General features: G+C 61.8%; 19 protein-coding genes and 3 pseudogenes. 8 read left to right on the forward strand and 14 right to left on the reverse strand.

What is annotated here, in order from left to right; translation table 11 throughout:
• The 7 genes and pseudogenes from Q7J58_RS06750 to urtE form a co-directional block, all read left to right on the forward strand.
• Positions 1-267, forward strand: a 267-nt coding sequence (locus tag Q7J58_RS06750; protein ID WP_304825214.1) for an integrase core domain-containing protein, incomplete at its 5' end; no start/stop codon positions are given.
• A gap of 207 nt (positions 268-474) precedes the next feature.
• Positions 475-652 (forward strand): annotated as a pseudogene (locus Q7J58_RS06755) (transposase); the annotation flags it as partial.
• 344 nt (positions 653-996) lie between these two features.
• Positions 997-2,259, forward strand: coding sequence for an urea ABC transporter substrate-binding protein (gene urtA, locus Q7J58_RS06760; protein WP_304825263.1), 1,263 nt, complete (start codon positions 997-999; stop codon positions 2,257-2,259).
• Positions 2,260-2,378: 119 nt separating this feature from the next.
• A complete protein-coding gene (gene urtB, locus Q7J58_RS06765) occupies positions 2,379-3,959 on the forward strand; it encodes an urea ABC transporter permease subunit UrtB (RefSeq protein ID WP_304825266.1) in 1,581 nt (526 codons plus the stop codon).
• Between the two features lie 5 nt (positions 3,960-3,964).
• Entirely contained in the window at positions 3,965-5,095 is a 1,131-nt protein-coding gene (gene urtC / locus Q7J58_RS06770) for an urea ABC transporter permease subunit UrtC (protein ID WP_304825269.1), read from the forward strand.
• A complete protein-coding gene (gene urtD / locus Q7J58_RS06775) occupies positions 5,092-5,967 on the forward strand; it encodes an urea ABC transporter ATP-binding protein UrtD (protein WP_304825217.1) in 876 nt (291 codons plus the stop codon). Before urtC ends, urtD begins: the two co-directional genes overlap by 4 nt.
• A gap of 135 nt (positions 5,968-6,102) precedes the next feature.
• On the forward strand, positions 6,103-6,801 hold the full coding sequence (gene urtE, locus Q7J58_RS06780) for an urea ABC transporter ATP-binding subunit UrtE (RefSeq protein WP_304825220.1): 699 nt from the start codon (positions 6,103-6,105) through the stop codon (positions 6,799-6,801).
• Between the two features lie 228 nt (positions 6,802-7,029).
• Here the strand turns inward: urtE and Q7J58_RS06785 are convergent.
• The 14 genes and pseudogenes from Q7J58_RS06785 to Q7J58_RS06850 form a co-directional block, all read right to left on the reverse strand.
• Positions 7,030-7,149 (reverse strand): annotated as a pseudogene (locus tag Q7J58_RS06785) (IS5/IS1182 family transposase); the annotation flags it as partial.
• Between the two features lie 143 nt (positions 7,150-7,292).
• Complete coding sequence (locus Q7J58_RS06790) at positions 7,293-8,294, reverse strand: hypothetical protein (RefSeq protein ID WP_304825224.1); 1,002 nt, start codon at positions 8,292-8,294, stop codon at positions 7,293-7,295.
• A gap of 30 nt (positions 8,295-8,324) precedes the next feature.
• Positions 8,325-8,708 (reverse strand): hypothetical protein, encoded by a 384-nt coding sequence (locus tag Q7J58_RS06795; protein WP_304825227.1) that lies wholly within the window; start codon positions 8,706-8,708, stop codon positions 8,325-8,327.
• A 35-nt stretch (positions 8,709-8,743) separates the two neighbouring features.
• Positions 8,744-9,121, reverse strand: a pseudogene (locus tag Q7J58_RS06800) (IS4 family transposase); the annotation flags it as partial.
• Between the two features lie 7 nt (positions 9,122-9,128).
• Entirely contained in the window at positions 9,129-9,971 is an 843-nt protein-coding gene (locus Q7J58_RS06805) for an urease accessory protein UreD (protein ID WP_304825230.1), read from the reverse strand.
• Between the two features lie 22 nt (positions 9,972-9,993).
• On the reverse strand, positions 9,994-10,470 hold the full coding sequence (locus tag Q7J58_RS06810; protein ID WP_304825233.1) for a nucleoside deaminase: 477 nt from the start codon (positions 10,468-10,470) through the stop codon (positions 9,994-9,996).
• Positions 10,467-11,228, reverse strand: coding sequence for an ABC transporter permease (locus Q7J58_RS06815; protein WP_304825236.1), 762 nt, complete (start codon positions 11,226-11,228; stop codon positions 10,467-10,469). The genes Q7J58_RS06810 and Q7J58_RS06815 overlap by 4 nt, the downstream gene beginning before the upstream one ends.
• Before the next feature lie 21 nt (positions 11,229-11,249).
• The gene (locus Q7J58_RS06820; protein WP_304825239.1) at positions 11,250-12,083 is read right to left on the reverse strand and encodes an ABC transporter ATP-binding protein; all 834 of its coding nucleotides are present in this window, start codon (positions 12,081-12,083) and stop codon (positions 11,250-11,252) included.
• 70 nt (positions 12,084-12,153) lie between these two features.
• Positions 12,154-13,185, reverse strand: coding sequence for an ABC transporter substrate-binding protein (locus Q7J58_RS06825; RefSeq protein ID WP_304825242.1), 1,032 nt, complete (start codon positions 13,183-13,185; stop codon positions 12,154-12,156).
• Positions 13,186-13,656: 471 nt separating this feature from the next.
• Entirely contained in the window at positions 13,657-15,954 is a 2,298-nt protein-coding gene (locus tag Q7J58_RS06830; RefSeq protein ID WP_304825245.1) for an NADP-dependent malic enzyme, read from the reverse strand.
• 103 nt (positions 15,955-16,057) lie between these two features.
• Complete coding sequence (locus tag Q7J58_RS06835) at positions 16,058-17,311, reverse strand: M20/M25/M40 family metallo-hydrolase (RefSeq protein ID WP_304825248.1); 1,254 nt, start codon at positions 17,309-17,311, stop codon at positions 16,058-16,060.
• 78 nt (positions 17,312-17,389) lie between these two features.
• Positions 17,390-19,195, reverse strand: a complete 1,806-nt coding sequence (gene uraD / locus Q7J58_RS06840) for a 2-oxo-4-hydroxy-4-carboxy-5-ureidoimidazoline decarboxylase (protein WP_304825250.1) — start codon at positions 19,193-19,195, stop codon at positions 17,390-17,392.
• Positions 19,196-19,205: 10 nt separating this feature from the next.
• Complete coding sequence (puuE, locus tag Q7J58_RS06845; protein ID WP_304825253.1) at positions 19,206-20,156, reverse strand: allantoinase PuuE; 951 nt, start codon at positions 20,154-20,156, stop codon at positions 19,206-19,208.
• The gene (locus Q7J58_RS06850; RefSeq protein WP_304825256.1) at positions 20,153-20,842 is read right to left on the reverse strand and encodes a GntR family transcriptional regulator; all 690 of its coding nucleotides are present in this window, start codon (positions 20,840-20,842) and stop codon (positions 20,153-20,155) included. The genes puuE and Q7J58_RS06850 overlap by 4 nt, the downstream gene beginning before the upstream one ends.
• A gap of 71 nt (positions 20,843-20,913) precedes the next feature.
• Between Q7J58_RS06850 and uraH the strand changes: the two genes are divergently transcribed.
• Positions 20,914-21,267, forward strand: a complete 354-nt coding sequence (gene uraH, locus Q7J58_RS06855; protein ID WP_304825260.1) for a hydroxyisourate hydrolase — start codon at positions 20,914-20,916, stop codon at positions 21,265-21,267.
• Positions 21,268-21,430 lie beyond the last annotated feature (163 nt).

Here is a 21,430-nt window from a genome sequence, read left to right on the forward strand (position 1 = left end):
CGTCTGGCTCCGGCGCGTCATCCGCAGACCAATGGCATGGTTGAGCGCTTCAATGGCCGCATCAGTGAGGTTGTCAAACAAACCCGGTTCGCCTCGGGTGCCGAACTCGATGCGACTTTGAACAACTACATGTTTACCTACAACCACCACATCCCACAGCACTCGCTGGGACATCTCTCGCCGGTCGATGCTCTCAAGGCTTGGAGCAAGAAAAAGCCGGAACTCTTCAATAAGCGTGTTTATAAACAGGCGGAACTTGACACATAGGGTTGGGTGGTGATGGTGCTTCGGCTGTCATGGTGTGAACTTCAGATTGAGGGGTGATGACGGCTGGCATCGGTTGTTGAGGTGAGCTCATTGTCGCAAACTTTGCGAATATCGTCAACTTCGTTAAGTTGAAAAGATTGGAATGCTTGGCAAGCTCGCACGGCGATGTAGGTCAAACCAGTGCGTAGCGAGCGGTAGGCTTGCTGCATGAGTCACCCCCGTAAGGCTCGTTACCGCGCCACCAGCTGGGAAGCAATACAACGCCTCGCTGAGAGCCCCTGGTTGGTTGACGATCTGGCTGGATAAGCGTATGTCCTGGTTTGCCGCTGCCAGCGGCAAACGTGGGCGAAGACCAAAGCTCTCAGATGCAGCCATCCAATTTTGTTAGTCCAGCGCTGGCTATGACGGTCTGCGGGCTGTAGTGATTGACCGGATAGTTCTTGCCGGTTCAGCAAGCTTGTTGCGAACGTACCTGGTTTGCTCGCGCTGCTGCGGTCGCGGCATCCTTGCAAATCAGGGAGCGTAGCTCCCAAATTGCAAGGATAAATCGAGCTGTCGGCGCTCCGATTCCAGCGCGGTAACCCCCCGCATACGCCACCCGGCGTACATACGCCGATCAGGGTTCTCCCTAGCATCCAGTTGTCCGCTGTGAAACGCCCGAAACAGGGTTCGGCGGCCAGAGTCACCCCCCTCAACTGCATGTTTTCAGAAAACTGGAGAAGCGCCATGATGCAACGTCGATTCACCCTCAAAGCCCTGTCTGTGGCCGCCGCCCTGGGCGCTTTTGGCCTGCCGGCCCACGCACAAAGCACCATCAAGGTCGGTGTGCTGCACAGCCTCTCGGGCACGATGGCGATTTCGGAAACCGTGCTGAAAGACGTGGCCCTGATGGCCATTGATGAGATCAACGCCAAGGGCGGCGTGCTGGGCAAAAAGCTCGAACCCGTGGTGGTGGACCCGGCGTCCAACTGGCCGCTGTTCGCTGAAAAAGCCAAGCAGCTGATCGACCAGGACAAGGTGTCCGTGGTGTTTGGTTGCTGGACCTCGGTGTCGCGCAAGTCGGTGCTGCCGGTGTTTGAAGAAAAGAACAGCCTCTTGTTCTACCCGGTGCAGTACGAAGGCGAAGAGCTGAGCAAGAACGTGTTCTACACCGGTGCCGCGCCCAACCAGCAGGCCATTCCCGCCGTGGAATACCTGATGAGCAAAGACGGCGGCTCGGCCAAGCGCTTTGTGCTGCTGGGCACCGACTACGTGTATCCCCGCACCACCAACAAAATCTTGCGCGCATTCTTGAAGAGCAAGGGTGTCGCTGATGCCGACATCATGGAGGAATACACCCCCTTCGGCCATTCCGACTACCAGACCATCATTGCCAACATCAAGAAGTTTGCAGCGGCTGGCAAGAAAACCGCGGTGGTTTCCACCATCAACGGCGACTCCAACGTGCCGTTTTACAAAGAGCTGGGCAACGCGGGCCTGAGCGCCAAAGACGTGCCGGTGGTGGCCTTCTCGGTGGGTGAAGAAGAGCTGCGCGGTGTGGACACCAAGCCGCTGGTGGGCCATCTGGCCGCCTGGAACTACTTCATGAGCATCAAGAACCCGACCAATGCCGCGTTCATCAAGCAGTGGAGCGACTACGCCAAGGCCAAGAACATTCCCGGCCACAAAGACAAGCCACTGACCAACGACCCGATGGAAGCCACCTACATCGGTATCCACATGTGGGCGCAAGCGGTTGAAAAAGCCAAGTCCACCGACACCGACAAGGTGATTGCCGCCATGGCTGGCCAGACCTTCAAGGCCCCGGGCGGTTTCACCTCGACCATGGACAAGGAAAACCACCACCTGCACAAGCCGGTGTTCATCGGCGAGATCAAGGCCGACGGCCAGTTCAACGTGGTGTGGAAGACGCCAGGCCCGGTGGTGGCCGATCCGTGGAGCGACTACATCGCCGAGAACAAGGGCAAGAAAAACGTGCCCATGGTGAAGTGATGCTGGGCTGATGCCCGACCCGTGCGGACGCAGCCATGGGGCTGCGTCCGCAGTTGGACCCGAATGCCCTGGTTATTTTGAAAGTCGGCCCCATGCGTCCCTTCCTGAATGTCTGGTTGATGCGAATGCTGTGCGCGCTCGGGCTGCTGTGCGGCCTGCCCGCACATGCCCTCACGCCCGCCGATGCGCTGGCCCTGGTGGCGGGTGACACCAGTGACCGCATCAACACCCTGAACCGTCTGGCCACCGAGCCCGACGAAAAAGCCTCCGCACTGATCAAGGCCATGGCCGACGAAAACGTGCGCGTGGACGGCGAGCGTGTGCTCATCGTGCAAGGCGACGGCGCGGTGGACGCCGTGACCGGCGAAGCCCTGGCCAGTCTGCCCGACAGCGCCGAAGACGTGATGATCAACAACCGCCTGCGCAGCGCCATGGAAACGGCGCTGGCGGGCATGGACCTGTTTGGCGCGCCACCTGCGCGCCAGCGCGAAGCCGCCAAGAGCCTGCAGCGCAACGCGTTCGACGAACCCGATACCTCACAACTGCTGCTGATTGACAAAGCGCTGGCCGCCGAGCTGGACCCGCAGGCCCGCCAGATGCTGGAGCTGGCACAGGCGGCGGTGCTGCTGGCCAGCGACGACGAAGCGCTGCGCCTGGCTGCTGCAGAAAAGCTGGGCGAGGCACGCCAGGCCATCGTGCGCCCGCTGCTGGTGCAGCGCCTGGAAACCGAAGAAAGCCCAGCGGTGAAGACGGCGCTGAAGGCTTCGCTGGCCGCGCTGGAGCGCTCGCTGGCCATCAGCAGCGCGCTGGCGCAAGCCTTCACCGGCGTCAGCCTGGGCAGCATTCTGTTGCTGGCGGCTCTGGGCCTGGCCATCACCTACGGCCTCATGGGCGTCATCAACATGGCGCACGGCGAGCTGATCATGATCGGCGCTTACGCCACCTGGCTGGTGCAGTCGTTTTTTCGGGCGTCTTTGCCGGAATGGTTCGACTGGTATTTGCTGGTCGCCATGCCGCTGGCCTTCATCACCTCGGCGCTGGTGGGCGCGGCCATGGAGCGCACCGTGATCCGCTTTTTGTACGGCCGTCCGCTGGAAACGCTGCTGGCCACCTGGGGTATTTCGCTGGTGTTGATGCAGGGCGTGCGCACGCTGTTTGGCGCGCAAAACGTGGGCGTTGAAAACCCGAGCTGGATGAGCGGCAGCGTGACCCTGATGGGCAACCTCACCCTGCCCTGGAACCGCATCCTCATCATCGCCTTTGCCGCCGCCGTGCTGGTGGGCGTCACGCTCATGATCACCCGCACCCGGCTGGGCCTGTTTGTGCGCGGCGTGACGCAAAACCGCCCCATTGCCGCCTGCATGGGCGTGAACACCGCGCGCATCGACACCTACGCCTTTGCGCTGGGTTCGGGCATTGCGGGCCTGGCCGGTTGTGCTCTCAGCCAGATCGGCAACGTCGGCCCCGACCTGGGCCAGAACTACATCGTGGACTCGTTCATGGTGGTGGTGCTCGGCGGTGTGGGGCAGCTCGCGGGCACGGTGTACGCCGCACTGGGGCTGGGCATTCTGAACAAGTTTCTCGAAGGTTGGGCCGGTGCCGTGCTCGCCAAAATTGCGGTGCTGGTCTTCATCATCGTCTTCATCCAGAAAAGGCCCCAAGGCATCTTCGCGATGAAAGGCCGCAGTGCGGAGGCATGAACATCATGACGACACAAGCCATTTCCTCTCCTGTTGTTCTGCCGCAAGCCGGCCCCTTGCTCACCCGCACCGGCTGGAGCGGCGCGCTGGTGGCGCTGCTGTTGGTGTGTGCCGTGGCGCCCGCGCTCAACCTGCTGGTGCCCGCCGACAGCACGTTCCACCTGTCCGACTACATGGTCGGCCTGCTGGGCAAGATCATGTGCTATGCCATCTGCGCGCTGGCCATGGACTTGATCTGGGGTTACACCGGCATCTTGAGCCTGGGCCACGGCCTGTTCTTTGCCCTGGGCGGCTACGTGATGGGCATGTACCTCATGCGCCAGATCGGCACCGACGGCAACTACAAAAGCGAGCTGCCCGACTTCATGGTGTTTCTGGACTGGAAAGAACTGCCCTGGCACTGGGCCTTGAGCGACAGCTTCATCGCCACCTTGCTGCTGATCGTGTTGGTGCCGGGCCTGGTGGCCTTTGTGTTTGGCTACTTTGCCTTTCGCTCGCGCATCAAGGGCGTGTACTTTTCTATCATCACGCAAGCCCTTACCTTTGCCGCGCTGTTGCTGTTCTTCCGCAACGAAACCGGCCTGGGTGGCAACAACGGCTTCACCGATTTCAAGCGCATCCTGGGCATGCCGCTGGCCACACAAAACATGCGCATGACGCTGTTCGTGTTGACGGGCCTGACCTTGCTGGGCTTCTTTCTGTGGGCGCGCTGGCTGGTCAACAGCAAGTTTGGCCGCGTGCTGCAGGCCGTGCGCGATGCTGAAAGCCGCGTCATGTTTTGCGGCTACAACCCGCTGCCCTACAAACTCACCATCTGGACCATTTCGGCGGTGATGTGCGGTGTGGCCGGTGCGCTCTACGTGCCGCAGGTCGGCATCATCAACCCCGGCGAAATGAGCACCGCGGCCAGCATTGAAATCGCCATCTGGGCCGCCGTGGGTGGGCGGGCCACGCTCATCGGCCCGATCATCGGCGCCTTCATCGTCAACGGCGCCAAGAGCTGGCTCACGGTGAGCTTCCCCGAATACTGGCTGTACTTTCTGGGCGGGCTGTTCATCGTGGTCACGCTCTACATGCCGCAGGGCGTGGTGGGGCTGGTGAAGAAACTGCGCATGGGCAAAGGAGCCAAAGCATGACGCCCGACCTGATGGAAGAAGGCGCGCAGCGCTTTGAGAAAATCGCCTCGATGGCCGCACCCGGGCAGACCGAATCGGGCGGCCGCAGCGCGGGCTACGGCCGCATCCACACCCCCGGCGAGGTGGACACCACACACGGGCGCATCCTGTATTTGGAAGATGTTCACGTCAGCTTTGACGGCTTCAAAGCCATCAACGGCCTGAGCCTGGACATTGCGCCCGGCGAGCTGCGCTGCATCATCGGCCCCAACGGCGCGGGCAAAACCACGATGATGGACATCATCACCGGCAAAACCCGGCCCGATTCGGGCCAGGTGTTTTTCGGCAGCACCATCGATCTGTTGCGCTACCGCGAAGCCGACATTGCAGCGCTGGGCATTGGCCGCAAGTTCCAGAAACCCACCGTGTTCGAACAACTCAGCGTGTTCGAAAACCTGGAACTGGCCCTGGCCACCGACAAACGCGTGCGCCACAGCATGGTGTTCAAACTCACCGGCGCCGAAAAAGACCGCCTGGGCGAGGTGCTGCAAACCATTCACCTGCTGGACAGCGCGGGGCGCCAGGCGGGCCTGCTGAGCCATGGGCAAAAGCAATGGCTGGAGATTGGCATGTTGCTGATGCAAGAGCCCAAACTGCTGCTGCTGGACGAACCCGTGGCCGGCATGACCGATGAAGAAACCGAACGCACCGCGCAACTGTTTTTAACGCTCAAAGGCAAACACTCGCTGATGGTGGTGGAACACGACATGAGCTTCATCCGCACCATTTCCGAAAAAGTCACGGTGCTGTGCGATGGCTCGGTGTTGGCCGAAGGCACCTTGGACGAAGTGCAAGCCGACGAACGCGTGATTGAGGTGTACCTTGGCCGCTGACATGCTTGCGTGTCTTCCCGCATTGCCCCCTCGCCCCTTTGGGGAGAGGGTTGGGGTGAGGGGCAGCGCCCACCCAGCCACCGGAGCCAATCCGCCCCAACGAGACACAACCCGCCTTCAGCCGGAGATATCAAAATGAGCCTCCTCGAAGTCAAAGACGTTAACCAGTATTACGGCGGCAGCCACATCCTGCGCAACGTCAACCTCACCGCCGAACTGGGCCAAGTCACCGTGGTGCTGGGCCGCAACGGCGTGGGCAAAACCACGCTGCTGAAATCCCTCATGGGCCTAGTGCCCATCAAAAGCGGCAGCATCGCCCTAGACGGCGTGCCCATAGAAAAAACCACCCCCTACGAACGCGCCCGCATGGGCGTGGGCTTTGTGCCGCAGGGCCGCGAAATATTTGGCCGCCTCACCGTCGAGGAAAACCTGCAGATGGGTCTGGCCTACAAAAAAGGCGGCACACCTATACCCGCCGAATTGTTTGAACTGTTCCCGGTCCTCAAACAAATGCTGGGCCGACGCGGCGGCGATTTGTCCGGCGGCCAACAACAGCAATTGGCCATTGCCCGCGCCCTGGCCGCTGGCCCCAAGTTGTTGATCTTGGACGAACCCACCGAAGGCATTCAACCCAACATCATCAAAGACATTGGCAAAGTCATCCGCATGCTGGCCGACCGGGGCAACATGGGCATTGTGCTGGTGGAGCAGTATTACGACTTTGCCGAAGAACTGGCCGACCGCTACGTGGTGATGGAACGCGGCGAAGTCATCGCCAGCGGCCCGGGCAGCGAAATGCAGGCCAAGGGTGTGCGGCAGTTGGTGGCGATTTGAGGCGATTGTCTTGAGGGCAGGTCACTACCATTCTGAGTCTTCGTCTCTAGGGATGCTCTGAAAACCCCACCACCAAGCGTGATACGCATCTGCCGGTTTTTCGCTTCGTGATATGTCGTGCGATCTGACCCAGTTCGAACCAGAATTTACACCCGATTTACCCCATTTGGGGCCGCTTGCGGGCCTTTGCCCCGTTTTGGCGAAGCCTCTGCAGGCTTTCAGGTGCACTCATGCCTGAGCGCCCACCAATTTGTGACGAACCATCCACAGATTGGACAGCGCAAACAGCGTCTTGAGCTGCAAGGTGTTCTTCTTCAGCCCCCGGTAGCGCACCTTCGCAAATCCAAACGGGTGCTCTGTCAAGTTCCACACAGAATGGCATAGAGCCCTCATCGAAGCCTCATTTCAGAAAATTTGATGGCAAATTTCTGTGGGGTGACTTATTGACGAGCACTAGGGCCTTTTTTTGGGTTTATGGTGGTGCTTGTGCGTCACATGCATTGGCGTGGTTGAATGGCTTTTTTTATGAGAAACCGAGCAATGGCATCGGTGATAGGGGCACCAATTGCATGTTCAACCCATAGGTACTTACCAAATGGATTGATGTCCAGAAGGTAATAATCACCAGTGCGGTTGACGCAAAGGTCTATCGTGGCATAGTCAAGTTTCAATTGTGTGCAGATATTATTTATTTCTTCCGATATTTTCTCCGGAAGATCATATGGGGTATGTGGCGTATTGGCTAAATCGTATGCGCGCCAATCTATGCGGCCCGCATCTGATTGTGTTGCATCGATTTTGCAAGCGAAGATTTGATTGCCGACAATGGTCAAGCGTATATCATATGTTTTTTCGATGTACTCTTGAAGAAGCACAGGGCATTCGTTTGCCTGTCCAAAACCAAGAAAGTCATCGCGCCGCACTAAAGATGCCAGAAGCATGGTGGGTTCGCCATCCAGGCTCAATTGCATTTGATGCAGTGTTTTAATAATGACGGATTGATGGGAATTTTCGAAAAATTTCAGCAATGATTCCCTATTGTTGCTTATGAGGGTTTTGGGCTGCTTTAGGAATCGGGTGAGTGGGGCGCTGATGTAACGTATCTTGTTCTGGTTTGCCATGGCATTGGGGACGGAGTGGTTCAGAAGCGCGCTGTTCCGCTCAAGCACTGCGTAAATTCCTTCCATAGATTCTCTCCATGTGAAAAACCAAAACTTCAATTCTTGATTGAATTCCTGTGTGGTCGTAGAAAATAGAGGAAATATCGGCTGGAGTACCAATGCGGCCATTACATCGTCAATGCAAACAGTAGTGCCGCCTTGGTTGATTTTTATGAACGATGTCTGCCCGTGATTGTGCGAAAAAATGAAGTTGGTATCTTTCAGGCTACATCTTGCGGTAGAAATTATGGTGCAATCGTGCCCAAGTGCATTGATTTTATTGCGAATTTCTTGGGCATGTGGGTCTTTGGGGTTTCCAAAAATTGCGATCATGCAAATAAAAAGCGCCTTCCGGCGCTTTATTTACTCATTTGTGTAGTCGTCAGCCTGGTTCTTTCCGGAGAATGTGGCAGTCTGAATGCCTAGCGTGCCATTGTGATTGACTGGCTTCCAAGACCACTTGTCCGAATCCATATCCGTGGAAGGATTAGGCTTGAGAAATTTTAGTGTGTATGCCTTTTCGATACTGACGGGATTTTCGTTATCTGCTTGCATGAATTTCCTTTGCGATAGATGAGAAGTTGTAATTTTGCGAAACAAGGGTGTGGAAGTAAATTTGGCAATCCAAATCGTGTTTTTTCTTTGGTAGTTTTTATCTATTTCCCTATGAGCCAGCGAGTGTGTTGCGCCATGTCGTGTTATGTCGCGGTCGGGTGATTTTTGAAGGGGCGCATGGGCTGTTTTCACGCGCACGACCTTGAGTGCATCTCGTTATACACAAGTCACCCCGCTGATTCGATCTCGCAGGCACAGCGCGTGCCTTGGACAAAGACCGCGATATCTCGCATGCCCAGCCAGAGTGTTTTGGCACCCGGCTCGCCATCGCCCTTTCTGCCCAGAAAGCCCCCGAGTTGGGCAATCAGTCGGATGACGGTGTTGGCCATTGGTACCGCTTTGGGCGGGGGTTTCTTGTTCAGGATGAAGGCCGCACGCCACTCATCGGCCTCAAACAGCAAGTCCGCCGGTAAATCCGGCAAAGTTCGTCCCAGGCGCATGAGGCGATTGATGCGCCATGCAATGACCATGTACAGGGCGAGCGCCGTTTGCAGCTTCTTGGTGTCGCCCAGTTGCAGGTTTTCCACCTGCAAGCCCACCTTGACATAAACATCAAACCCGCCAAATCCTCGGCGGCGTGTTGCTCAAACCCCAGGCGGCGGGTCTAAGCTCCGCCCACACCTGCTGAAACAGTGCCATGAGCGGTTCCACCAACGGGGCCACGGCGCGCAGCACGAGCATGTTTGTGTTGGGGCAGGTGGCACCGGCTTGCATGTGGGCGGGGGACTGGCCCAGCGCCCGGTCCAGTGTGCTGCGCACGACATCCAGCAGGTGTTCGCGGCGTTCGCGGGGCAGGGCGGTGCCGCAGGCCAGCCACATCGTGCCCAGGCAGCGTTGGCCGTTCAGGCCCAGGGGCGAGTTCAGCAAGCGGGTGTCGCGGGCGTCGATGTGGGCTTGCTCCAGCCACAGGCCCGGAATGCTCAGGCGCTGGCTGAAGCGGCCTTGCTCAAACGCTTGGCCCGCCGTGGGCAAGCCGAGGGCGGTCACGTCCCAGCCCAGCCATTCGGCGCCCTCGGCCAGCGTGGCCTGCACGTTGTTGTGGGCCAGGCAGCCGGGGTAGGCAATGCTTTCCAGCGGCAGCCATTCCAGGCGCGATCCGGCAGCCAGTTCGATCTGCACCTGCTGTGTGGCCGTGTCCTGGTCGCTGGCATAAAAGCGGGTGGCGCCGGGGGTGCTGACCAGGGCGTGGGCACCGGCATCGACGTGCAGCGACACGTCCAGCACATCGCCCCCCACCAGCCCGCCGGGCGGGTGGATGATGACGTTGTGGCAAATGGCATCGCCCTCGGGGTACAGGCTTTTCAGGATGCGCAGCGGCCCGTTGTGCTGGTGGTGCAGAACGGTGCGCTGGGCCTCACGGCGGTAGTGGAGCTGGAGTTGGGCGTGCCAGGGCATGGGTGCTGCTTGGTGCTGGGGCTCAGCGCGATGCCCAAAAACCTTGGTGCGGTGCCAGCATCTCGGTTTGCAGTTCGGGCACCGGCCCCACCACGTCAATGGCTTTTTGCCCCCGCGCCAGCAGCTCGCGGCAGGGCAGGGACAGGGTGGGGTTTTCGGCGTGGTTGCCGGTCAGGGCCAGCAAGGCTTCTTCGCTGGCACCGTACACAATGCGCCCGATGTGGGCCCAGTAAATGGTGCCGGTGCACATGGCGCAGGGCTCGAAGGTGGTGACCAGCGTGCAGCGCGCCAGGTATTCGCCGGGCCAGTTGTTGGCGGCGTGGCGCGCCAGCGTGGATTCGGCGTGGTTTACCGTGTCGATGTTGCCTTGCTCGGCCAGCACGGTGTCGCCGTCGGGTGCGACCAGCAAGGCGCCAAACGGGTGGCGGCCCATGCGCGCGGCGCGCTGGGCGACCTCGTTGGCGTACCGAAGATGGCGGATGACTTGATCGGAGTTCATTCAGCCCTTCTGTGTGCCCAGCCCGTGGTGTGTTTTTCCACAAAGCTGAACAGCTCGTACATGGCCATGGCCATGGCGCCCACCACCAGCAGGCCGCTGAAGGCCAGGCCCATTTGCATGGAGCTGCCGGCCGAGATCAGCAGGTAGCCAATGCCTTCGTTGGACGCGGTCATTTCAGACACCGTGGTGCCTACAAACGCCAGCGTGATGGCGACTTTGAGCGAGCCGAAGAAGTACGGCATGGAGCGAGGCAGGCCCACCTTGGTCAGCACGTCCCAGCGCTTGGCGCCCAGCACCCGCAACACATCTTCCAGCTCGGGCTCCAGCGTGGCCAGGCCGGTGGCGATGTTCACCATGATGGGAAAGAAGCTGATGAGGAACGCCGTCAGGATGGCCGGCCCGACCCCGATGCCGAACCACACCACCAAAATCGGCACAAACGCGGCTTTGGGCAGGGCGTTGAACGCGGTCATGAGCGGGTACACGGCGGCATAGGCCAGGCGCGAACTGCCAATCAGAAAGCCCAGCAACACACCCACCACGATGGCAATGCCAAAGCCCGCCATCGTCACCCAGTAGGTGCGCCAGGCGTGGCCCAGGATGGTGGTTTTGTGTTCCAGCGTCTGTTCCCAGATGCGAGACGGGCTGGGGAAGATGAATTCCGAGACACCGAACCCGCTGGTGATCACTTCCCAGATCACGACGATGGCGATCAGCAGCAGAAAAGGCGACCAACGCTCGGCTTGTTTTTTGTTCATGGCGTATTTCTCACGGGTTGATCACTGGTTGATGGTCGCGCCGGCCTTGCGCATGGCGCCAATGTGGCCGCGCAGCTCATGCACGATGTCGGTGAAGTGCGGCGTGTAGGTCACTTCCAGGTCGCGGGTGCGCGGAATGTCAATTTCGCGTTTCACCACAAACCGCCCCGGGCTGCGGCTCATGCAGTAGACCGTGTCGGCCAGGAACACGCTCTCGCGCAGGTCGTGCGTGACCAGAATCACGTTGAATTTCTGCGCTTCCCACAGGTCGCGCAGCGTGCACCAGAGTTCTTCGCGGGTGAACGCATCGAGCGCGCCAAAGGGCTCGTCGAGCAGCAACATCTTGGGTTCGTGGATGAGGGCGCGGCAGATGCTGGCGCGCTGCTGCATGCCGCCCGAGAGTTCCCAGGGAAACTTCTTTTCCATGCCGCCCAGGCCCACGCTGGTGAGCAGGCGGCTGGCGCGCTCTTCAAACTCTTTGCGGCGGTCTTTGAACTGACTGCGAAAGGGTTCCACGATTTCCAGCGGCAGCAGCACGTTGTCCAGCGTGGTGCGCCAGGGCAGCAGCGACGGCGCCTGGAAGGCCATGCCGGAGATCTTGAGCGGGCCTGTCACCGGCTGGCCATCGATGAGGATTTTCCCCATGCTGGGCATCTTCAGCCCGGTGGTGAGCTTCATGAAGGTGGACTTGCCGCAGCCCGATGGGCCGACGATGGCGATGAATTCGCCCTGGCGAACCTTGAGGTTGATGTCTTCAACCGCGAAGATGTTCTTGGCCAGCAGCTCGTCGTTGTAGGCGAGCCAGACCTGATCGAAATCGACAAACGGTTTGTCGGTGGAGGAGGCGGTGGGCATACGGATTCCCGAAAAAAAAGGGCCAGCCGCTGTGCAGCGTGTCTGGCCCGGGTCCTGGTCTGGAGAGGGCTTACTTCTTGGCGGGTGGCAGCACGTTGAGCTCGGCGGCGCTGGGCAGCAGGGAGCCATCCCACACCGCCTTGGGATCGACGCGGGTCTTGGTGCCGTAGGCATCCGACACCTGTGAGGCCATCAGCGCGAGGCGGCCGGGATTGACCTGTCCGAAACCTTCCTTGCGCGCGTCGGGGCTGGCCACCACCGAGTCCACCGCGAGCTGCAGGCGGCGCGTTTCCAGCGCCACGTTGATGATGCCGTCGCGCGCCTTCACGGTCTCGATGGTGCCGGCCGGGCTGGCCATGACCTCCTTGGCGCCCTTGGCGAACGCGGTCAGGAAGGCTTTGATGGCGGCGGGGTTTTCCTTGATCAGCTTGGGGCTGGCGATGATGGCGTTGCCGTAGAGCTTCACGCCGTAGTCGGCGTAGGGCAGGATCACCACGTCTTCGGCCTTCACTCCGCGTGCTTCCAGGTTGAGCAGTGAGGTGAACGAGAAACCGGTGATGGCGTCGATGTCACCGCGCACCAGCATGGTCTCGCGCAGCGGTGGGTCCATGGAGGTCCAGGTCACGTTGCTCACGGCATTGGCTTTCTGGAAGATGGGGAAGCCTTTGCGGCCGGCGTCGAACACCGGCGCGCCGAGCTTCTTGCCGCTCAGGTCGGCGGGCTTGGTGATGCCGCTCTTCTTCAGGGCCAGCACGGCGGCGGGCGTGTTGTTGTAGACCATCATCACGGCCACTGGCTTGTTGGGTGCGTCCGGGTTGTTGGCGTGGAATTCCATCAGGGCGGCCATGTCGGCAAAGCCCAGGTCGTAGGTGCCCGAAGCCACGCGGGTGACGGTGCCGCCCGAGCCGTTGCCGGAATCGATGGTCACGTCCAAGCCAGCGGCCTTGAAGTAACCCTTGGCAGCAGGCTGCAGGAACAAGGCGGCGGGGCCTTCAAAGCGCCAGTCGAGCTGAAACTTCAAGGCCGTTTGCGCCTGAGCGCCACCAAAAGCGGCTGCAGCGGCCAGGGCGGCGGTGGTTTGCAAAAAATGGCGCTTGTTCATGGGATCTCCAATGGACTGAAAGGGTTGGGCCGTCGACAGGGTGGTCGGGTGGGTGAAAGACGGACAGCAATATCAGTGCCAGCTCGTCAACAAAGCGGGCCCAGCCAGCCGCGTACCCTGTAGGTTTGAGCACAATATGTGTATACACATTGTTCTGTGGGGCACCCCGGGCGTCATCATGGCTAACCCTAAATGGTGCGGTTTTTGCTGGTGTTGCACCAAATGTGTGCTCGGGTGGTTCGGTGTCGCGCCACCCCCGGCCATGCAATCAGGCCCACGCGGGGCCTGTTGAAAAGAAGCAGACCGACGTGGGTCTGCAGGGACTTTCGGTGTGGCCGTCTCAGCCTTTCAGCGCACCCCGTGTGCGTTGGCCTGTTTGGCCGTTTCTGGGTTGAAAATGCCGCCGATCACGGACGAAAAAAAGGACGCCGGAGCGTCCTGGGCATGGCGCGGGCCCTGGTGGGCCCGGCGTCAGCTTTTGGTGGGCATGAGCGCGTGGGCGGCGGCCAGCGCCGTCATGTTGAGCACGCGGCGCACCGTGGCGGCGGGCGTGAGGATGTAGGCGGTGGCGGCAGAGCCCATCAGCACCGGGCCCACCGTCACACCGCCGCTGGTGGTGGTCTTGAGCACGTTGTAGAGGATGTTGGCCGCGTCCAGGTTGGGGCAGATCAGCAGGTTGGCCGAGCCGCTGAGCGTGCTGTCGGCCAGGTAGCTGGTGCGAATTTCTTCTTGCAGCGCGGCGTCACCGTGCAACTCGCCGTCGCACTCCAGTTCAGGGTGCTGTGCGGCAAAAATGTCGCGTGCCGCCCGCATTTTTTTGGCCGACGCCCGCTTGCTGGAGCCGTAGCTGGAGTGCGACAGAAACGCCACCTTGGGTGGCAGGCCAAAGCGTTGCACCTCTTGCGCGGCCATCCAGGCAATTTCGGCCAGCTGCTCGGCGCTGGGGTCTTCGTTCACATAGGTGTCGGCCACGAACAGCGGGCCCCGGTCGGTCATGAGCGCGTTCACGGCGGCGTAGTTGCTCACGCCGGGCTTCTTGCCCAGGATGCTGTCGATGCGCTCCAGGTGCGTCATGTAGCTGCCCACCAGGCCGCAGATGAGCGCGTCGGCTTCACCCAGCGACACCATGAGCGAACCAATGATGGTGTTGGAGCGGCGCACGGCCGCTTTGGCCACCTCGGGTGTGGCACCGTTGCGGCCCATGAGCTTGTGGTAGTGCTCCCAATACTGGCGAAAGCGCGGGTCGTCTTCGGGGTTGACGTTTTCCACGTCCACCCCCAGGCGCATGCGCAAGCCGGCCTTTTCAATGCGCGCGGCAATCACCGAAGGGCGGCCGATCAGGATCGGGCGGGCCACCTGTTCGTCAATCGCCATTTGTGCCGCACGCAGCGCGCGTTCGTCCTCACCGTCGGCGTACGCCACGCGTTTGCTGGTGGGCGGCACCGCCTTGGCGGCGTTGAAGATCGGCTGCATCAAGATGCCGGTCTGGTACACAAAGCGCGACAGCGTTTGCTTGTACGCGTCCATGTCGGTGATGGGGCGCGTGGCCACACCCGAGTCGGCCGCGGCCTGGGCCACGGCGGGCGCAATGCGCAGAATCAGGCGCGAGTCAAACGGCTTTGGGATCAGGTAGTCGGGGCCAAACACCAGGTCTTGCCCGGCGTAGGCGCTGGCCACTTCGTCGCTGGTTTCGCTCTTGGCCAGGTCGGCAATCTGGCGCACGCAGGCCAGTTTCATTTCTTCGGTGATCTTGGTGGCGCCGCAGTCCAGCGCGCCTCGGAAGATGTAGGGGAAGCACAGGACGTTGTTGACCTGGTTCGGGTAGTCGCTGCGCCCGGTGGCGATGATGCAGTCGGGCCGCACCGCCTTGGCCAGCTCGGGCCGGATCTCGGGCTCGGGGTTGGCCAGCGCCAGGATGATGGGCTTGGGCGCCATGGTTTTCACCATCTCCGCCGTCATCACCCCCGGGGCGGAGCAGCCCAGGAACACGTCGGCGCCGTTCACCGCGTCGGCCAGCGTGCGTTTGTCGGTCTGCTGGGCGAAGCGCGCCTTCGACTCGTCGTAACCACCGGGGCGGCCCTCGTAAATCACGCCCTTCGAATCGCACACAAAAATGTTGGCCGGTGCCACACCCAGGCCCACCATCACGTCCAGGCAGGCCAGCGCAGCCGCGCCCGCGCCCGACACGGCCAGCTTCACCTCGCCAATGGGCTTGTTCACCAGCTCCAGGCCGTTCAACAGCGCCGCGGCTGAGATGATGGCCGTGCCGTGCTGGTCGTCGTGGAACACCGGGATGCCCATGCGCTCGCGCAGCTTTTTCTCAATGTAGAAGCACTCGGGCGCCTTGATGTCTTCCAGGTTGATGCCGCCCAGCGTGGGCTCCAGCGCGGCGATGATCTCCACCAGCTTGTCCGGGTCGCGTTCGCTCAGCTCGATGTCAAACACATCGATGCCCGCGAACTTCTTGAACAGGCAGCCCTTGCCCTCCATCACCGGCTTGCTCGCCAGCGGGCCAATATCGCCCAGACCCAGCACGGCGGTGCCGTTGGTGATCACACCCACCAGGTTGCCCCGGCTGGTGTACTCGGCCGCCAGCGTCGGGTCTTTTTCAATGGCCAGGCAGGGGTAAGCCACCCCCGGCGAATAGGCCAGCGACAGGTCGCGCTGGTTCGACAGCGGCTTGGTCGGGTTGACAGAAATCTTGCCCTTGTTGGGCGAGCGGTGGTAGTCGAGTGCGGCGTCGCGCAAAGCTTGTTCGGCGGGTGTCATGTCGGGTCTCCTTGGGGGAATTCATTTTGACACGGCACCAGCGCCGCCGAGCCTTGTACAGGCCCATCTGGCAGTGGCAGCGTGTGGGTTTTGTGTCTGCCGATCAGGCTGGTTTCAGCAGGTCCAGCAGCGTGCGCGCCACCACCTTGGTGGCCCGGCGCAGGTCGTCCAGCACCAGGTTTTCGTCGGCGCGTTTGGCGTTGGACTCGCGCACCGTGCGCGGGCCGGCGCCGTAGATCACGCCGGGAATGCCATGCTCGCCGTAAATGCGCACATCGGTGTACAGCGGTGTGCCCACGGCCGGAATGGTTTCACCGAACACCGCCTGGCCGTGCTGCTGGATCGCCTGCACCAGCGGCTGGTTGCCGGGCAGGGGCTTCAGGGCGCGGGCCAGCAAGATGCGCTTGACCTCCACGGTGATGGCGCTGCCGCCACGGGGTGGGCGGAAGCTGGCGGCGGCCTCTGCAATGGTTTGGCGCAGGCTGGCCTCCACCTCAGCCGGGTCTTCTTCGGGGATCATGCGGCGGTCCACCTTGAGCACCACCTTGCCGGGGATCACGTTGGTGTTGGTGCCGCCGCTGATCTGGCCCACGTTGAGGTAGGGGTGGGTGATGCCTTCAACGCTGGACGTGACCTTGAGGTAGTCGGCATTGAGCGCGTAGAGCGCGTTGAGGATGTGCACCGCGCCCTGCAGCGCGTCGGTGCCGCTGTCGGGAATGGCGGCGTGGGCCATGTCGCCGTGCACCGTCACTTCCAGCTGCAGGCAGCCGTTGTGCGCCACCACCACCTGGTAGCTGAAGCCGGCGGCGATCATCAGGTCGGGCTTGGTCAGGCCGTTTTTCAGCAGCCAGTCGGGACCCACTTCGCCGCCGTACTCTTCGTCGTAGGTCACGTGCAGTTCGACCCCGCCCTGGAGTGGGGCGCCCAGCGATTCGAGCGCGCGAATGGCGAAGCTGAAGTTGGCGATGTCGCACTTGCTCACCGCGGTGGCGCGGCCGTAGATTTTGCCGTCCACGATGGCGCCGCCGTAGGGGTCGTGCGTCCAGCCTTCACCGGGCGGCACCACGTCGCCGTGGGCGTTCAGGGCGATGGTTCGGCCACCATCGCTGAAGCGGCGGCGCACGATCAGGTTGGTGATGGTTTCCAGGCCGGCGGCTTTCACCTCGGCTTCGGGCACGGCGTGTTTTTCGGCCTGCAGCCCCATACCGGCCAACAGCTCGGCCGTGCGCTCAGCGTGGGGGGCGTTGTTGCCGGGGGGCGTGTCGGTGGGCACGCGCACCAATTCCTGCAAGAACGCCACTTCTTCGTCAAAGTGGGCGTCAATCCATTGGTCGAGTTGTTCGTAGGGGGTGGTCATGGTGGGGGGTGCTGTGGGGTGGGTAAGGGCTTCGCCGGGCTCAGCCCGAACGGTGACAGAACAGGGCGGTTGGGGCTTTCAGTCGCCTGTAGCGAGTTGTTCCAGCAGGTGCGAGAAGGCGCGCACGCCCAGTTCCATGTCTTCGCTGGTGGTGGCTTCCAGCGGGTTGTGGCTGATGCCGCTGTTGAGACCACGCACAAACAGCATGGCCTGTGGCATCACCTCGTGCAGCTTCATGGCGTCGTGGCCGGCGCCGCTGGGCATGCGGTGCAGCGGCACGCCCAGGGCGCTCACGGCGGTTTCCCAGCGGGCTTGCCAGGCCGGGGCGCTGGGGGCGGCGGCGGCGCGCATGGTTTCCTCGCGGCTGTGGCGCACACCGCGGCGTTCGCAAATGGCGTCCAGCTGCGCCAGGATGTCGCGCTGCAGCGCGTTGCGCTGCGCGTCGCTGGGTGCGCGCAGGTCGAGCGAGAACAGGCAGCGACCCGGCACCACGTTGATGGAGCCACCGGGCACCTGCAGCATGCCCACGGTGGCCACCGAGTCGCCATCGGCCCCGGCGCGTTGTTCGGCGTACAAGGCCAGCTCGGACACGGCGCAGGCGGCGTCGCGGCGGCGGTCCATGGGGGTGGTGCCAGCGTGGCAGGCCATGCCGACCACCTCGCACTGGTAGCGCACGCTGGCGTTGATGGAGGTCACCACGCCCAGCGGCAGGTCCAACTCGTTGAGCACCGGGCCTTGCTCAATGTGCACTTCGACAAAGCCGAGGTAGTGCGCCGGGTCGCGCTGCAGTGCGCCAATGGCTTCCAGCGTGCCGGGCAGGCCCGCGTGTTGCATGGCGGCGCGCATGCTGATGCCGTCGGCGTCTTGCTGGTCGAGCCAGGCCGGGTTGAAGTGGCCGGTGAGCGCGCCCGAGCCCAGAAACGTGGCTTTGTAGCGCTGGCCTTCTTCTTCGGCAAAGGCCACCAGTTCAATGGCGAACGGCAGGCGTCTGCCCGCTTGGTGCAGCTGTTGCACGCAGGCCATGGGCACAAAAATGCCGAGCCGCCCGTCGTATTTGCCGCCGTTGCGCACGGTGTCGTAATGACTCCCAGTGAGCAGTGTCTTCGCTCCCTCTCCCGCTGGCGGGAGAGGGTTGGGGTGAGGGTCTGCGTGGTACACACCCACCACATTCCCAACCGCATCCACGCCAGCCTCGTCAAACCCGCAAGCCAGCATGCGGCGCTGCAAGTCAGCCGCGCAGGCGCGGTGCGCGTCGGTCAAATAAGTGACGGTCAGCTGGCCTTGTTCGGCAAATCCCGGGTCGCTGTGGCGGGCCAGGTCTTCGTGCCAGTCCCACACCTGGTTGCCCAGTGTGGGCTCCAAGCCCAGCTTGTCGTTCAACCGGATCTCGGCAATGCGGTGGATGTTGCGCAGGCACTCGGCGCGCTCAAAGTCCACCGGGTTGTGCAGGCGGCGCTCAAAGGTGCTGATGATGTCGCGCTTGCTCAGGCCGGTGCCGCGCGGCCCGCGCACCGCCAGGATGAACGGGAAGCCGAAGCGGGCGTTGTAGTCGGCATTGAGCTGCTGGATGTGCGCCAATTCTTCGGGCGTGCAGTGTGTCAGGCCCGCCTGGGTTTGTTCGTTGGTGGACTCGGCGGTGAGCGTGTTGCTCACCATGGCCTTGCCCGCCAGCTCGGGGTGGGCGCGAATGAGCGCCAGTTGCGGCGCGGTACCGGCATCGCCCAGCACGCGCACCATGGCGTGTTTCAACGCTGCCGGCGAGGCAAAGGGCCGTTGCAGTAAGGCTTGTTCGGCGATCCAGGGCGAGTGTTCGTACAGGCCGTCCAGCAGTTGCGCGGCCTCGGCCAGCGGCGCAGTGTTGAGTTGGTTCAGGGTGATGGGCATGGGGTGGCTCTCAAACGGTGACTGGGTGCGTGGCTTTCCAGTGACGCGCAATGTCCAGGCGGCGTGCCACCCACACCTGGTCGTGCGACTGCACATGGTCCAAAAACCGCTGCAGCGCGGTGATGCGGCCCGGGCGACCCAGCAGCCGGCAGTGCATGCCCACGTTCATCATCTTGGGTCGGTCCAGCCCGTTCGGGTCACCCTCGGCATACAGCGCGTCAAACGTGTCTTTCATGTACTGGAAGAACGGATCGGCGTGCGAATAACCCTGGGGCAAGGCAAAGCGCATGTCGTTGCAGTCCAGCGTGTAGGGCACGATCAGCTGGTGCGCGTCGCTGCCATCGGTTTTTCGCACCTTCATCCAGAACGGCAGGTCGTCGCCGTAGTAGTCGCTGTCGTATTCAAAACCACCAAAGTCGGCCACCAGACGGCGCGTGTTGGGGCTGTCTCGGCCGGTGTACCAGCCCAGGGCGCGTTCACCCGTCAGGCGCTGAATGATCGCCATGGCCTCGGCCATGTGGGCACGCTCGGTGGCTTCGTCGATGTTTTGGTAATGGATCCACTTCAGGCCGTGGCAGGCGATGTCGTACCCCAGCTCGCGAAAGGCGGCCGTCACGTCGGCATGCTTTTCCAGCGCGGTGGCCACGCCAAACACCGTGAGCGGCAGGCCCCGGCGTTCAAACTCGCGCAAGATGCGCCACACCCCTGCCCGCGAGCCGTATTCGTAAATGCCTTCCATGCTGATGTGGCGGTCGGCAAAGGCGGGCGGGTTGAACATTTCGGACAAGAACTGCTCCGATCCCGCGTCGCCGTGCAGCACCGAGTTTTCGCCGCCTTCTTCGTAGTTCAGCACAAACTGCACCGCCACGCGGGCGCCGCCCGGCCAGCGCGCATGCGGTGTCTCGCGGCCATAGCCAATCAGGTCGCGGGGGTAGGGGGCGGTGGCGTCGTAAAGGGTCATGACAGGGCCATGGAAATGTCGTTGGTGGGCACCTTGCGGTCGAAGGTCAGGTTTTCTTCCACATGCTTCAGGTGGTCGTTCATCAGGCGCACCGCCAGCGCCTCGTCTTTGGCGGCCAGCGCCTTGACGATTTCGGCATGTTCTTCGTTGGAGTGCTCGGCCGCGTGCGCGCTCTGGTACATCAGTGTGATCAGCGCACAACGCGAGATCAGGTCGCGCAGCAAATCGGCCAGCACCTGGTTGCCCATCAGCTCGGCCATACGCACGTGAAAGTCGCCCAGCAGCTCGGTGCGGCCCGGTACGTCCTGGTTGTTCACGGCCCGTTTTTCTTGCGCCACATGCTCGCGCAATGCCTTGATCTTGGCGGGTGTGACGGTTTGGACAAAAGCGCGCGTCATTTCGGCTTCCAGCATGCGGCGCACCGCAAACACCTGTTTTGCTTCGTCCACCGAGGGCGCTGCCACAAAGGCACCCCGCGCGGGCTCCAGGCGGATCAAGCGGTTTTGCGACAACTGAAACAGCGCTTGCCGAACCAGTGTGCGCGACACGCCAAAGTGGTCGGCCAACTTTTGTTCGGCCAGCTTGGTCCCCGGGTGCAAGCGGTGTTCCACGATGGCCCGGGTCAGCGACCCAACAATGTGGTGGGTGCTGGACGTGGTGCTTGACGCAGCGCTTGAGGTTTCCATGAAATCATCATATCCAGAAAAACAAAAAGTGTATACACTTTTGGTTGACTGTCTATTTTTGAAGGAACCCCATGGGACTGAGTACACACGTTCTGGACACCATGCACGGCTGCCCCGCTGCAGGGATGGCGGTTGAGCTCTACACCACCGACGGCGATGCGGCCACTCTGGTGAAGCGCTTCACGCTCAACAGCGACGGCCGCAACCCGGACGGCCCGCTGTACGACAACGCCAGCCTGAATGTCGGCACCTACCGGCTGGTGTTTGATGTGAAAGGCTATTTCGCCAGCCGCGGCGTGGCCCTGCCAGAACCCAACTTTCTGAACCGCGTGGCGCTGGACTTTGGTGTTGCGCACACCGACCAGCACTACCACGTGCCGTTGCTGGTGAGTCCTTGGAGCTATTCGACTTACCGGGGAAGTTGACCTTGCGCGCTTTCCCGCAGATATCGGCATAGGGGGCAGCCATTATCGGCTGCACCCCTGCCACACCACCCGGCATGCGGGTCCGCACCGGGCGGTTCGAGAGTTTGAGGTCAGGACAGTCTTGGTAACCCCAGCCCGTCAAAGTACGCAACGGTCAGCACGG

Origin of the sequence: Hydrogenophaga sp. (assembly GCF_030656115.1) — a bacterium.
In the GTDB taxonomy this organism is placed as follows: Bacteria; Pseudomonadota; Gammaproteobacteria; order Burkholderiales; family Burkholderiaceae_C; genus Hydrogenophaga.